Annotated in this window: 12 protein-coding genes; 9 read left to right on the top strand and 3 right to left on the bottom strand. The window is 68.2% G+C overall.

The features are described from left to right. Window positions 1-49: 49 nt before the first annotated feature. The 7 genes from V5F59_RS12020 to V5F59_RS11990 all read left to right on the top strand — a co-directional run bounded on the left by V5F59_RS12020 (window position 50) and on the right by V5F59_RS11990 (window position 7187). Window positions 50-2260 (top strand): RelA/SpoT family protein, encoded by a 2211-nt coding sequence (locus tag V5F59_RS12020; RefSeq protein ID WP_393977655.1) that lies wholly within the window; start codon window positions 50-52, stop codon window positions 2258-2260. Between the two features lie 29 nt (window positions 2261-2289). Continuing rightward, window positions 2290-3063 carry a pyridoxine 5'-phosphate synthase gene (locus V5F59_RS12015; RefSeq protein WP_393977653.1) on the top strand — a complete coding sequence of 258 codons (774 nt, stop codon included), beginning with the start codon at window positions 2290-2292 and terminating at the stop codon, window positions 3061-3063. Beyond that, window positions 3060-3476, top strand: coding sequence for a holo-ACP synthase (gene acpS / locus V5F59_RS12010; protein WP_393977651.1), 417 nt, complete (start codon window positions 3060-3062; stop codon window positions 3474-3476). Before V5F59_RS12015 ends, acpS begins: the two co-directional genes overlap by 4 nt. A 269-nt stretch (window positions 3477-3745) precedes the next feature. Beyond that, entirely contained in the window at window positions 3746-4498 is a 753-nt protein-coding gene (lepB, locus tag V5F59_RS12005) for a signal peptidase I (RefSeq protein ID WP_393977649.1), read from the top strand. Between the two features lie 5 nt (window positions 4499-4503). Further along, window positions 4504-5205 carry a ribonuclease III gene (rnc, locus tag V5F59_RS12000; protein ID WP_393977647.1) on the top strand — a complete coding sequence of 234 codons (702 nt, stop codon included), beginning with the start codon at window positions 4504-4506 and terminating at the stop codon, window positions 5203-5205. A 167-nt stretch (window positions 5206-5372) separates the two neighbouring features. Beyond that, complete coding sequence (gene era, locus V5F59_RS11995; protein ID WP_393978578.1) at window positions 5373-6374, top strand: GTPase Era; 1002 nt, start codon at window positions 5373-5375, stop codon at window positions 6372-6374. A gap of 234 nt (window positions 6375-6608) precedes the next feature. Next, window positions 6609-7187, top strand: coding sequence for a flavodoxin family protein (locus V5F59_RS11990; RefSeq protein ID WP_393977645.1), 579 nt, complete (start codon window positions 6609-6611; stop codon window positions 7185-7187). Window positions 7188-7275: 88 nt separating this feature from the next. Here V5F59_RS11990 and V5F59_RS11985 read toward each other — a convergent pair whose 3' ends face one another. Together V5F59_RS11985 and parC are read right to left on the bottom strand one after the other, a co-directional pair. Next, window positions 7276-9075 (bottom strand): chloride channel protein, encoded by a 1800-nt coding sequence (locus V5F59_RS11985; protein ID WP_393977643.1) that lies wholly within the window; start codon window positions 9073-9075, stop codon window positions 7276-7278. 6 nt (window positions 9076-9081) lie between these two features. Then, entirely contained in the window at window positions 9082-11319 is a 2238-nt protein-coding gene (gene parC / locus V5F59_RS11980; RefSeq protein WP_393977641.1) for a DNA topoisomerase IV subunit A, read from the bottom strand. A gap of 280 nt (window positions 11320-11599) precedes the next feature. Here parC and V5F59_RS11975 point away from each other — a divergent pair, with 280 nt between their 5' ends. Next, window positions 11600-11842: a hypothetical protein gene (locus tag V5F59_RS11975; protein WP_393977639.1), complete on the top strand. Its 243-nt coding sequence runs from the start codon at window positions 11600-11602 to the stop codon at window positions 11840-11842. A 265-nt stretch (window positions 11843-12107) separates the two neighbouring features. Continuing rightward, on the top strand, window positions 12108-12497 hold the full coding sequence (locus V5F59_RS11970; protein ID WP_393977637.1) for a hypothetical protein: 390 nt from the start codon (window positions 12108-12110) through the stop codon (window positions 12495-12497). An 86-nt stretch (window positions 12498-12583) separates the two neighbouring features. Here the strand turns inward: V5F59_RS11970 and recO are convergent, their stop codons facing one another. Then, window positions 12584-13333 (bottom strand): DNA repair protein RecO, encoded by a 750-nt coding sequence (recO, locus tag V5F59_RS11965; RefSeq protein ID WP_393977635.1) that lies wholly within the window; start codon window positions 13331-13333, stop codon window positions 12584-12586. Window positions 13334-13438: the final 105 nt, after the last annotated feature.

The raw sequence follows: 13438 nt of genomic DNA, 5'->3' as shown, positions 1-13438 counted from the left end.
TGGGGCGGGCTGCGCCGCTCTGCCCGTGCTGCGACGGATCGTTCCGGCCATGATGCGCCAATACGAACTCGTCGAGCGCGTTCGACGGTATAATCCCAACACCGACGAGGCGCTGCTCGACCGCGCCTACGTCTATGCCATGCGCGCGCACGGCAGCCAGCTGCGCGCGTCCGGCGATCCCTACTTTTCCCATCCGCTCGAAGTGGCGGCCATCCTCACGGATCTCAAGCTCGACGATGCCACCATCGTCGCGGCCCTGCTGCACGACACCATCGAGGATACGAGCGCCACCAAGGCGGAGATCGAGCGCCTGTTCGGCCACCAGATCGCGACGCTGGTGGAGGGCCTCACCAAGATCAAGAAGCTGGACCTCGTCTCCAAGCAGGCCAAGCAGGCGGAGAACCTGAGGAAGCTTCTCCTCGCCATTGCCGACGATGTGCGCGTGCTGCTGGTGAAGCTGGCCGATCGCCTGCACAACATGCGCACCCTGAAGTGGGTGCCGCCGGAGAAGCGCGATCGCGTCGCCCAGGAGACGCTGGACATCTACGCGCCGCTCGCAGCCCGCATGGGCATGCAGGACATGCGCGAGGAGCTGGAGGACCTTTCCTTCCGCCAACTCTCCCCGGAGGCTTACGAAAGCATCACCACCCGGGTGTCCGAGCTGCGGCAGGTCAACGGCCCGCTGGTCCAGGAGATCGAGCGTGAGCTGAAGGACGAACTCGCCCGCCGCGGCATCGTCGCCGAGGTGAAAGGGCGCGAGAAGCGGCCCTATTCCATCTGGGGCAAGATGGAGCGCAAGGCCATCGGCTTCGAGCAGCTCTCCGACCTTTACGGCTTCCGCGTCATCGTCTCCTCGGTGGAAGACTGCTATCGCGCGCTGGGCGTCGTCCATACCAAGTGGGCCATCGTGCCGGGCCGCTTCAAGGACTACATCTCGACCCCCAAGCCGAACGACTACCGCTCTGTCCACACCACGGTGGTGGGCCCGCGCCGCCAGCGCGTCGAGATGCAGATTCGCACGCGCGACATGGAGGAGATCGCCGAGTACGGCATCGCCGCCCATGCCCTCTACAAGGATGCCTCCGGTGCACCGGGGGAGATGCTCTCCCACGAGAGCCGCGCTTACGCCTGGCTGCGCAAGACCATCGAGAACCTGTCGCAGGGGCTTTCGCCGGAAGAGTTCCTGGAGCACACCAAGCTCGAGCTGTTCCACGACCAGGTGTTCTGCTTCACCCCCAAGGGCCGGTTGATCGCCTTGCCGCGCAAGGCGACGCCCATCGACTTTGCCTATGCCGTGCACACCGACGTGGGCAACACGGCGGTGGGCTGCAAGATCAACGGTTCCATTGCCCCCCTCGTGTCCGAGCTGAAGAATGGCGACGAGGTGGAGATCATCACCTCCAAGGCCCAGACCCCGCCGGGGGCGTGGGAGACCATTGCCGTCACCGGCAAGGCCCGCGCCGCCGTGCGCCGGGCCACCCGTGCCGCCGTGCGGGCGCAATATGCCGGGCTCGGCCGCAAGATTGCCGAGCGGGCCTTCGCCAAGGCCGGCAAGAGCTTCTCCGAGGACGCGGTGGCCAAGGCGACGCCGCGCCTCGCCCGCGCCGCAGCGGAAGATGTGTTCGCGGCGGTGGGCCGGGGCGAGATCAAGACCGACGACCTCGTGCGTGCCGTCTATCCCGACTGGGTGCCACCGCGGCCGGAGGAACGCGCGGCGCAGCAGGCCAACGGGGAAGGCTGGTTCGAGCTGAAGCGCGGCCACAATCTCAAGTTCAAGATCCCTGAGGGCGCCAAGGCGGAGCGGCTCGACGCCATCCCCATCCGCGGCATCAATGGCGAGCTGCCGGTGCGCTTCGCGCCGGAGGGCGGTGCGGTGCCGGGCGACCGCATCGTCGGCATCCTCACGCCGGGGGAGGGGATCACCATCTACCCCATCCAGTCCCCCTCGCTGCAGAATTTCGAGGATGCGCCGGAACGTTGGCTCGACGTGCGCTGGGATGTGGACGAACTGTCGGAGGGGCGCTTCCCGGCGCGGATCATCGTGACCGCCCGCAATGCGCCCGGCTCCCTCGCTCAGGTGGCGAGCGCCATCGGCGACCGGGGCGGCAACATCGAGGGCCTGCAGATGCGGTCGAGGTCCGCCGATTTCCACGAGATGGTCATCGACATCGAGGTGTTTGACCTCAGGCACCTCAATTCCATCATGGCGGACCTCAAGGCCCGCGAGGTCGTCTCCCAGGTGGAGCGCGTCAACGGCTGAGGCGACAGGCCCGGCAAGGAGCAAGCGAAATGGCGGTGCGCAATGCCGTGCGGCTCGGGGTGAACGTCGACCACGTGGCGACCGTGCGCAATGCGCGCGGCGGCATCCATCCGGATCCGGTCCGCGCCGCCGCCCTCGCCAAGGCTGCCGGCGCGGACGGCATCACCGCCCATCTGCGCGAGGATCGCCGCCATATCCGCGACGCGGACATGGTGCGGCTGAAGGGTGAGATCGACCTTCCGCTCAATTTCGAGATGGCGGCCACCGAGGAGATGGTGGGCATCGCCACCCGCATCCGTCCCCACGCCTGCTGCCTCGTGCCCGAGCGGCGCGAGGAGCGGACCACGGAGGGCGGGCTCGACGCCGCCGGCCAGATGGCGGAGCTCGCCCCGCGCATCGCCCGGCTGAGGGCGGCCGGCATCCGCGTCTCGCTCTTCGTCGCCGCGGACCCCGCGCAGCTGGAGGCCGCCTCTGCCCTCGGAGCGGACATCGTGGAGCTGCACACCGGCGCTTGGTGCGATGCCTGTGCTGAAGGCCGGCACGATGCCGCCGAAGTCGAGTTCGAGCGGCTCAAGGCGGGCGCACGCCACGCGGCCGCCCTCGGGCTCGAGGTGCATGCGGGCCATGGGCTCGACTATGAGACAGCCGAACGCATCGCCGCCTTTCCTGAGATCGCCGAGCTGAACATCGGCCACTTCATCATCGGCGAGGCGGTCTTCATCGGGCTGGAAGAGGCGGTGCGACGCATGCGCGAGGCCATCGCCGGGGGCCGGGCGACGCTCGCCAGCGGGGCGGCCGCATGATCATCGGCATCGGCTCGGACTTCGCCGATGCGCGGCGCATCGCCCGCTCCATCGAGCGGTTCGGCGATCGCTTCCTCGACCGGGTGTTCACTCCGGTGGAGCGCGCCAAGGCGGACCGCCGCAAGCTGAGGGTCGAGACCTATGCCAAGCGCTTCGCTGCCAAGGAGGCCTGCGCCAAGGCTCTGGGCACCGGCCTGAGCCATGGCGTGTTCTGGCGCGACATGGGCGTGGTGAACCTGCCCACGGGCCAGCCCACACTTGTCCTGACCGGCGGTGCGGCGCGGCGGCTCCAGCAGCTGGTGCCGGAGGGCTACGAGCCGCGCATCCACCTCTCGCTCACCGACGAAGGGCCATTGACGGCGGCCCATGTGATCATCTCCGCCGTCCCGCGCGGGGCGGCTCCGGCGGCCTGAAGCCCCCCTTCGTTCCCGCCTTCACCGAGGGGAGGACCTTGCGTCCGTCTCCCCCAGCGGCAGTGGCAAAAAAGGTGATTTCGGTGGGAATCTCGGTCGGCGGGCGGTGCCGACGTAACGCCACATGGGCCCACTTGCGTTGCCCGCGGCGGGCGAAACATCTATAGGGGCCTTGGCCTGTGGAGGCGGGTGTCGATCTGGCCCTTTCTCCTCAGTTTCGGCGCAGTTGTCCCTAGGCTGCGCTCTCTCGGAATTTTTTTGGACACACGATGACCGCGACCAGCGACTCCAAGAAGGACGGCGGACTGCTCGAAACCGTCCGCGTGATCGTCCATGCGCTGCTGATCGCGCTGGTGATCCGCACCTTCCTGTTCCAGCCGTTCAATATTCCGTCGGGGTCGATGAAGGACACGCTCCTGATCGGCGACTATCTGTTCGTCTCCAAATACAGCTACGGCTACTCGCACTTCTCCATCCCCTTCTCGCCCAATTTGTTCTCCGGCCGCATCTTCGGCTCCGAGCCGACCCGGGGCGACGTGGTGGTGTTCAAGCTGCCGCGCGACAACGAGACGGACTACATCAAGCGCGTGATCGGCATGCCGGGGGACAAGATCCAGATGATCTCGGGCCTCCTGCACATCAACGGCGTGCCGGTGAAGCGCGAGCGCCTGGCCGACGTGACCGAGGATGACGGCTCCGGCCGCAAGATGCCGGTGAAGCGCTGGCGCGAGACGCTGCCGAACGGCGTCTCCTATGAGACGCTCGACATCGTGGACAATGGCTTCTACGACAACACGCCGGTCTATGAGGTGCCGCTTGGGCATTTCTTCATGATGGGCGACAATCGCGATAATTCCGCCGACAGCCGCGTGCTGAGCCAGGTTGGCTATGTGCCCTTCGAGAATCTCATCGGCAAGGCGCAGCTGATCTTCTTCTCGATCGACGAGGGCGCCTCCGCGTGGCAGGTTTGGTCGTGGCCTTGGACGGTTAGATGGGATCGCCTGTTCACTCGGGTACATTGAACGGGGTGAGTACGGATCTCGCCCTCCTGGAGGAGCGGATCGGTTACCGTTTCCGCGACCGCTCCGCGCTTGAGCTTGCGCTGTCGCACATCAGCGCCGTGAAGGGCGCCGCCCCGCGCCTCAGGTCCTACCAGCGCATGGAGTTCCTGGGCGACCACGTGCTCGGCTCCGTGGTTTCCCACATGCTCTATCTGGCCTTCCCCGAAGGAGAGGAGGGCGAGCTGTCGCGCCGGCTCGCCGAGCTGGTGCGCGAGGAGGCTTGCGCCGAAGTCGCCGAGGACATGGACCTCGGCCCCTTCATCCGCCTCGGTCCAGGTGAAAGCCAGTCCGGTGCCCACAAGCGCCGTGCAATCCTGGCCGACGTGACCGAGGGCGTGGTGGCTGCGGTTTTCCTCGATGGGGGCTATGACGCGGCGCATGCGCTGGTGGAGCGCTTCTGGCGCCCGCGGCTGGAGGCCCCTCGCCGTCCGCTGCGCGATGCCAAGACGGTGCTCCAGGAATGGGCGCAGGCGCGCGGCCTGCCGCCCCCCTCCTATCGTGAGGTGATGCGCTCCGGCCCCGACCATGCGCCGCGATTCACCGTGGCGGTGGACCTTCCCGGCCTGCCCTCGGCGCAGGCGGACGGGGCCTCCAAGCAGAATGCGCAGAAGGCGGCGGCCGCCGCCTTCCTCGTCCGCGAGGGCGTCTGGCAGAAGGGCGAGGAATGATGGCATCGGGAAAGAAGGCAGGCGCGGGTATCGGCAAGGGCAAGTCCAGGCGCGAGGACGCCGCCCCGGAAGAGGAAGGGCGCGCCGTCCCCGCTCCGACCGAGGCTCTTGCCACGGCCGACATGCCCGCCGACGACATTCCCGCCGATGACCTGGCCACCGACGACATGGCAGACGACGACTTGGCCGACGACCTCTTCGATGACGACGAGGAGGACGATTTCGACGCCGATCAGGAGGAGGTGGCGGACCCTCCTCCGCCCCTCGCGGGGCCGACCCGCTGCGGCTTCGTCGCTCTGCTCGGCGCGCCCAATGCAGGCAAGTCGACGCTCACCAACGCCCTCGTGGGCACCAAGGTGTCCATCGTCTCCCACAAGGTGCAGACGACCCGCGCCATCGTGCGCGGCATCGCTTTGGACGGCGCCGCGCAGATCGTTCTGGTGGACACGCCCGGCATCTTCGCCCCCAAGCGGCGGCTGGAGCGGGCCATGGTGTCGAGCGCCTGGACCCATGCGGGTGATGCGGACGTGATCGCCCTGCTGGTGGACGCCAAGCGGGGCATGGACGAGGACATCGAGGCGCTGCTCGCCCCGCTGGCCGAGATCCGCAAGCCGCGGGCTCTGATCCTCACCAAGATCGACCTCATCCGCCGCGACACCCTGCTGGCGCTGGCAGCGCAACTGAACGAGCGCCTGCCGTTCGACCGCGTGTTCATGATCTCGGCCCTGACAGGCGACGGGGTGGACGACGTGCGCCGCTGGTTCGCCGAGACGGTGCCGCTCGGCCCCTGGCTCTATCCCGAGGACCAGGTTTCCGACGCCCCCATGCGCATGCTGGCGGCGGAGATCACGCGGGAGAAGATGTTCCTGCGTCTCCACGACGAGCTGCCCTACCGCTCCACGGTAGAGACCGAGAGCTGGAAGGAACTGCGCAACGGCTCCGTGCGCATCGAGCAGACGATCTATGTGGAGCGCGAGAGCCAGCGCAAGATCGTGCTCGGCAAGGGCGGCAGCACCATCAAGACCATCTCCTCGGAGGCGCGCGCGGAGATTTCGCAGATCATCGAGCAGCCGGTGCACCTCTTCCTGTTCGTGAAGGTGCGCGAGAGCTGGGCAGACGATCCGGAGCGCTATCGCGAGATGGGTCTCGAATTCCCCAAGGGGGGATAGAGCATGCGCCGATCTGACCGCATCGCGATCAGGTCGGATAACGCCTTCTCTTTCTTCACGTTGAGAGCGGGATTCACCGATCAAGGGGATTCGATTTGATCGGATCGCGCTCTGGGGCGCCGAGTCACGCCCAGACCATGCTTGCGTTAATGCAATAATACATTGCAAAGACACGCCTGGAATTCGGCGCCGATGCACGGCAAAACCGGTGGCGAACCCACCGGGAGACACATCATGTCCAAGCCCGTCGTCGCGATCGTCTATCACTCCGGCTATGGCCACACCAAGGTGGTGGCCGAGGCTGTGCTCGCCGGCATCAAGGAATCGGATGCCGTCGAAGGAGCCCTGATTTCCGTGGATGAGGTCGATGCCAATTGGGAGGTGCTGGACGGCGCGGCCGCCATCATCTTCGGCGCGCCCATCTACATGGGCAACCTTTCCGCCGGCTTCCAGGGCTTCGCCGAAAAGTCCTCCAAGCGCTGGATGGAGCTGAAGTGGAAGGACAAGCTGGCCGCCGGCTTCGTCAATTCCGGCAGTCAGAACGGCGACAAGCTGCAGGGCCTGCATGCCATGTTCAACCTGTCGCAGCAGCACGGAATGCTCTGGGTCGGCCTCGGCCTGCACCCGGGCAACAACAATTCCAAGGGCTCGGTGGACGACCTGAACCGTCTCGGCGGCTTCGGCGGCGCCTTCGCCCAGTCCAACGTGGACGAGGGGCCGGATATGGTTCCCCCCGCCGCCGACCGCAAGACCGCTCAGCACCTGGGCAGGCGCGTCGCCGACGCGGCCGTGCGCTGGACCAAGGGCGCCTGAGAAGCCGGAGCCTGACGGCTCGGGGCACGCTTGATCGCGCCGCCCCGAATGTCCGCGCGATCGCCCTGCCGCCCCTGCGACGGCGGGGCTATTCCTCTGCGCCGAGGCCCTTGCGGGCCTTCTCCAGCTCCTCGGCATAGCGCTTCAGCACATGGGTCTCGCCGAGGAGGCCGAGCAGGTGGCGGCTGTTCCTGTCGTCCACCACCGCGAGATCCTCGGCGTGGGCAGCATCAAAGGCGAGGGCGGCCTCCTTCACGTTCATCGCCGGCAGCAGCATGGCCTCTCCCTGCCGGGCGAGGGCCGCTGCGGGCGCTGCGGGGTCATGGTCCGGCCCGTGGGCGTCGGAGACCCGCACCAGTCCGGCATAGCCGCCGCCCTGGTCCACAAGCGCCACCACCCGCGCCGCGCCGAGGGGCACCGCCGCGCGCAGGTCGCCGAGCGTGCCGTCCTGCGGGAAGGTGCGGAAGTCGGTGCGCATCATGCGCGCCACGGTCAGTTCCCGCATCCAGCCGATGTCCTGCGCGCTGCGGATGGTCTCGCCCCGCAGGTGAAAGCGCCAGGTGGAGAAGGAATAGCCGAAGGATTCGCGCACCGTGAGCGAGGTGACCACCGCCGCCGCCAGCACATAGCCGGACAGGGCGAGGTCGCGCGTCATCTCCAGCACCAGCATGGTCATGGTCATGGGCCCGCCGATGATGCCCACCGCCAGCGCTCCCATGCCGACCACCGAGGCGACGGCGGGGTCGAGGTGCAGCCCCGGCCAGGCGATGGCGACCAGCTCGCCGTAGAGCTTGCCCATGAGCGCCCCGAGGAACAGCGAGGCGAAGAACAGGCCGCCGCGGAACCCCGAGCCGATGGAGAGGGCCGAGGCCAGGATCTTGAAACCGAAGATGATCGCCACCGACAGCGTCACCGCGCTCTCCACCTGAAGATGCAGGGCGCCATGGCCGTCGGACAGCACCTGCGGACTGTAGAGCGCCAGCCCCCCCACCATCACGCCCGCCACCAGGGGGCGCAGGGACACGGGGATGCGGCTCTTGCCGAACAGGAATTCCACCCCCGTCACGAGCCGCATGACGACGATGGCGACACCGGCGGCCAGCAGCCCCAGCCCGAGGATGGGCAGGATGTCGAGCGGCTTCAGCACCACGTCGAGGGGCAGGTTCAGCGGCTCAAGATGCACGCCCAGCACGCGCGCCGTCATCACGGCCATGACGGTTGCAGTCAGCACCGGGGCGGCAGCGGGGATGGAATAGGTGCCGATGACGATCTCGAAGCCGTAGAAGGCGCCCATCAGCGGCGCATCGAAGGCTGCGCCGATGCCGGCCGCCGCGCCGGCGCCGACGAGGATGCGCAAATCGTTACGCCGCAGATGGAACCACATGCCCAGGCGCGCGGCGATGCCACCGCCGATCTGCGAATAGCCCGCCTCCAGGCCCAATGAGGCGCCGAAGCCGTTGGAGACCATGGTCTGCAGCGCAACGATGATGCTGTCGACGAGAGACATCCGCCCGCCATGCAGGGCGTTGGCCTCGATGGGGTCGACGAAGCTGCGGCGCCGCCAGCGCTTCAGCGCCAGCCCGATCAGCCCCATGGCCGCCCCGCCCGCCGCCGGCACCAGGATGAGCCAGGGGGAGGCGAGGGCTCCGGAGGAGCTGAGCCGCTGGCCCGGTGCGAGGGCGAACAGCACCTCATGCATCCATTGGGTCGCCGCGCTCATGAAGCTCGCGGCAAGGCCGGCGAGCACGCCCATCACGGCGGCGATGAGCACCAGCGCGGTTTCCCGTGCCCGCAGCGTCGCCTGGGCCGAGGCGAGCAGCCCCCTCAGGGTCGTGCCCTGGGCGCCGGGGCCCTTCGATGCGGCGGGATCGGCGAGCGGCACGGCCATGTGGCGTCAGGCGAATTTGTTGGTACGCGGGAAGCCCTTGGGCGGAAGGCGGCCGGCGGAGGCGCGCTCGCCCTGCCATTCGATCAGGTCGGTCACGGTCCAGGTCCGGCCGGAGGTGTCCTCCCAGGTAAGGCCGGAGGCCATGGGGAAGGACTTCAGGTCCGACAGCCCGCCTTCCTTGTAGCGCTGCAGGCGCACGCCGCGGCCGCGGCTCATCTCCGGCATCTGGTTGAGCGGAAAGACCAGGAGCTTCCTGTTCTCGCCGATCACCGCCACCCAGTCGCCGTCCACGAACCGCACGGCCAGCGCCGCATCGGGCGGGTCGGTCACCAGCACCTGCTTGCCCTTGCGGGTGTTGGCGAGGCACTCGTCTTCCGGCACCACGAAGCCGCGGCCCTGCCTGGAGGCCACCAGCAGCCTGCGGCCGGCCTGGTAGGCGAAGACGGAGACGATCTCCGCCTCCTGCTCCAGGTCGATCATGAGGCGCAGCGGCTCGCCGTGCCCGCGTCCGCCGGGCAGCTTGGAGGCGTCCAAGGTGTAGAATCGACCGTTGGATGCAAACACCATCAGTTTCGACGTGGTCTCGGCAAAGAAGGCGTGGCCGAGGTTGTCGTCGCCCTTGAACTGAAGGTTCGACAGGTCCGCCACATGACCCTTCAGCGCGCGGACCCACCCCTTCTCGGAAACGACAACGGTAATGGGCTCCCGCTCCACCAGCGCCTCGGTGAACGCGTCCTCGTGCACGGTGGGGGCGGCGGCGAAGGTGGTGCGGCGCCGGCCGATGGCGGTCTCGGGGCCGTAGGTCTTGCGGGTGTCGCGGATCTCCTTGGAGATCGCCTTCCACTGGGCGCCTTCGGACCCGACCAGCTTGTTGAGGGCATCCTGCTCCTTGGAGAGGGCGTCGTGCTCCTTGCGGATCTCCATCTCCTCCAGGCGGCGCAAAGACCTCAGCCGCATGTTGAGGATGGCTTCCGCCTGCACGTCGGTCAGCTCGAAGGTGCGCATGAGCGACACCTTGGGCTCGTCCTCCTCGCGGATGATGCGGATCACCTCGTCGAGGTTGAGATAAGCGACGAGGTAGCCGCCCAGCACTTCCAGCCGGTGGGCGATCTGCTCCAGCCGGTAGCGGGAGCGGCGCAGCAGCACCTCGCGGCGGTGGTCCAGCCACTCGCGCAGCGCCTCGGCGAGGGAGAGCACCTTGGGAATCTGGCCGCGCACCAGCACGTTCATGTTGAGGGGGATGCGCGCCTCGAGCTCGGTGAGCTTGAACAGGCTCTCCATCAGCACCTCGGCATCCACCGTGCGGGCGCGGGGCTCCAGCACCAGGCGGATGTCCTCGGCGCTCTCGTCGCGCACATCGGCCAGCAGCGGCAGCTTCTTGTCGGTGAGCAGCTCGGCGATCTTCTCGACGAGGCGGGACTTGGCGACGCCGTAGGGGATCTCGGTGACCACCACCACATAGGTGCCGCGCCCGGTCTCCTCCTTCTCCCAGCGCGCCCGCACGCGGAACGAGCCGCGGCCGGTGGCATAGGCTTCGGCGACGCCGACGGGGTCCTCCACCAGCACGCCGCCGGTGGGGAAGTCCGGGCCCGGCACGAATTTCAGCAGGTCGAAGGCAAGGGCCTCGGGATGGTCGATGAGGTAGAGCGCGGCGTCCAGCAGCTCCGCCGCATTGTGGGGCGGGATGGAGGTGGCCATGCCCACCGCGATGCCCTGGGACCCGTTGGCGAGCAGGTTGGGGAAAGCGGCCGGCAGCACCGACGGCTCCTCCTCGGAGCCGTCATAGGTGGGGCGGAAGTCCACCGCGTCCTCGTCGATGCCGTCGAGGAGCAGACGCGCGGTCTCGGTCAGGCGCGCCTCGGTGTATCGCATGGCGGCGGCGTTATCGCCGTCCACGTTGCCGAAATTGCCCTGGCCGTCCACCAGCGGGTAGCGCTGGGCGAAATCCTGGGCGAGGCGCACCAGCGCGTCATAGACCGATTGGTCGCCGTGGGGGTGGAACTTGCCGATCACGTCGCCCACCACGCGGGCGGACTTCTTGAAGCCCTGGCCGGGATCGAGCCGGAGCTGGCGCATGGCGTGGAGGATGCGGCGGTGGACGGGCTTCAGCCCGTCGCGCGCGTCGGGTAGCGCGCGGTGCATGATGGTCGAGAGGGCATAGGCGAGGTAGCGCTCTTCCAGCGCCTCCTTCAGCGGTACCTTCTCGATGTGTCCGTCGCCGGGGGGAAGTGTGCGGGTGGCCATGCCTGCCAGTAGCCCGCGCGCACGCGCGGGACAAGGCGCTTGTTGGCGCGCCGGCGCCTGCCGGGGTCACCGGGCAGCCGCCATGGGATCGCCACCAAGGTGAACGACCCGCGCCTTGGTATTCAGGTACATGAACGCCCGTTCAGCGCGGCAGTAACCGCGCACCTTAAATCATTAAAATCACATGGCAAAAAATCTCCGGGGAACAAAGTTACGCCCTAGCTGCGTTCTAGCTTTGGCGCGTGCGCCGAAGATCGCTCGCGCACAAGAGGAGAGGCTCATGAGAAAGACGATACTGGCTGCGGGCGGAGTGGTCGCCCTTGCGCTTCTTTCCAGTGTCCCGAGCGCGTCGGCGGGCACGCTGATGGGTAGCGGCTCCACCTTCGCCGGGTCGGCGCAGCAGCAGGCGGCGCCGGAAAGCGTCTACTGGGTCCGCCGGTGCTGGCGCCAGCGCGTGTGGTGGGGTGGTCGCTGGCACTGGACCACCCGTTGCCGCAGCGCCTGGGTGGGGCCGCGCTGGTAGTTGGACCGGACTGGCGCCGTTCACCGGCGCCAGTCCCCACCCGCCGGGAGAGGGGCCCCCTCCGGGTGGGGGCGTCGTCCGTCAGGTCGGTATGACCGTTTGTTATTTCCTCATTTAATGCTTTGCATATTTCGGTCGAACTTGTGGACGAATTGCATTCATTGAAACAACAAAAGATCACCTCCCCAACAACGTCGCAACAAAACTCGATTTTACCTTTCAGGGCATGGGCGCATGAGCGCTCGCTCCGAGAGGAGACAGGACGATGATTAGGGCGGTTGTTGCTGCAGGTGGTCTCGTTGCGCTGGCGCTTCTGGCCGGAGGGCCTTCCGCATCGGCGGGGTCGCTCGCGGGCAGCGGGATGGGGCCGGCGGGGCAGGGGCGGGCCGGCATCGAGGGCGCGCAGGTTGAGGACGTGCGCTGGATACGCCAGTGCTGGCGCGTGCCCCGCGGCTGGGGCTGGGATACGCGCTGCCGGAGCGCGTGGGTGCCGGGCCACCACTACCATGGCGGCTACGGATACGGCGGCGACCGCGGCGGATACCGGGACTATGGCGGCTACGCCCCGCGCCGCGACTACGGCGGATATGCGCCGCGCGGGGGCTATGATGGCGACGGCGACGGCCGCTACTTCGGCCCGCGCTATCCGGACTGACACCATCAGTCCCGGTCCTTGACCGGTGTCGCCCGGGTTCGCTCAAGCGCCGCGCGGGCTCCCGGGCAAAGGCCGGTGGGGCAAGCTCACGGCCCTTTGGCCGGATCCTGCCGGGCCGGTTCCCGGCGCAAGGCGGCGAGGAAGGCCGCGCGGGCATCGGAGAGGCCGAGGCCGCGCGGCTCCAGGGCCCGGGTGAGCAGGAAATGCCCGGTGAGGCGAAGGGCTGCCTCCACCTCATCGGGGCCGGGGGATGCGCCGCCCGCCACCAGGAAGGCGGGGAGGGCGAACAGCCGCCCGGCATAAGGCGCGCCGGCCTCCCGGGAGACGGCCCTGCCGCTCCTGGGTGACACATAGATGAGGTCGTCACGCCGGCCGGTGGCGGCGCAGGCCTCCAGCTCCAGCCTGAATCCCAGCTCGGAAAGCAGCGCCAGCTCGAAGCGCGCCACCAGCATGCCGGCGGTGGCGCGATCCTCCAGGGCGTCGAGGATGGCGCCCAGCGTCAGGAACAGCTCCTCGTGGGGGTCGCGCTCCGCCAGCAGGTGGAGCAGCTGCGCCATGTGGGTGAAGCCATAGGCGGCGTGGGGATTGCGCATCAGCACATCGGTACGCACCACCGCCGGCTCCAGCGTGTAGTTGCCCATGTGCTCCTCGAGCCGGGCCCGCCAGGTGGCGGCCACCGTGTTGCCGGGCTGGAGCAGCGGGGCGTGCCTGCGCGAGGTGCCGCCGCGAACCATGCCAAGATGGCGGCCGCGCCGGCGCGTGAGCAGCTCGACGATGGCATTGCCCTCGCCGTGCCGTCTCACCCCCAGGACAATGCCTTCGTCAATCCACTCCACGGCCGCTCCGCCTGCGCCATGCCCGATGCCGGGTCGCACTTGATCCCTTTGTGCAGGGGCAGGCAACAGGCGCGGTCATCCTTAAGAGGACGGAAACCGGGACGG

This window comes from Xanthobacter nonsaccharivorans, from assembly GCF_043194755.2.
In the GTDB taxonomy this organism is placed as follows: Bacteria; Pseudomonadota; Alphaproteobacteria; order Rhizobiales; family Xanthobacteraceae; genus Xanthobacter; species Xanthobacter autotrophicus_G.
The sequence above is the reverse complement of the archived record's forward strand: the minus strand, read 5'-3'. Positions and strand labels throughout refer to the sequence as shown.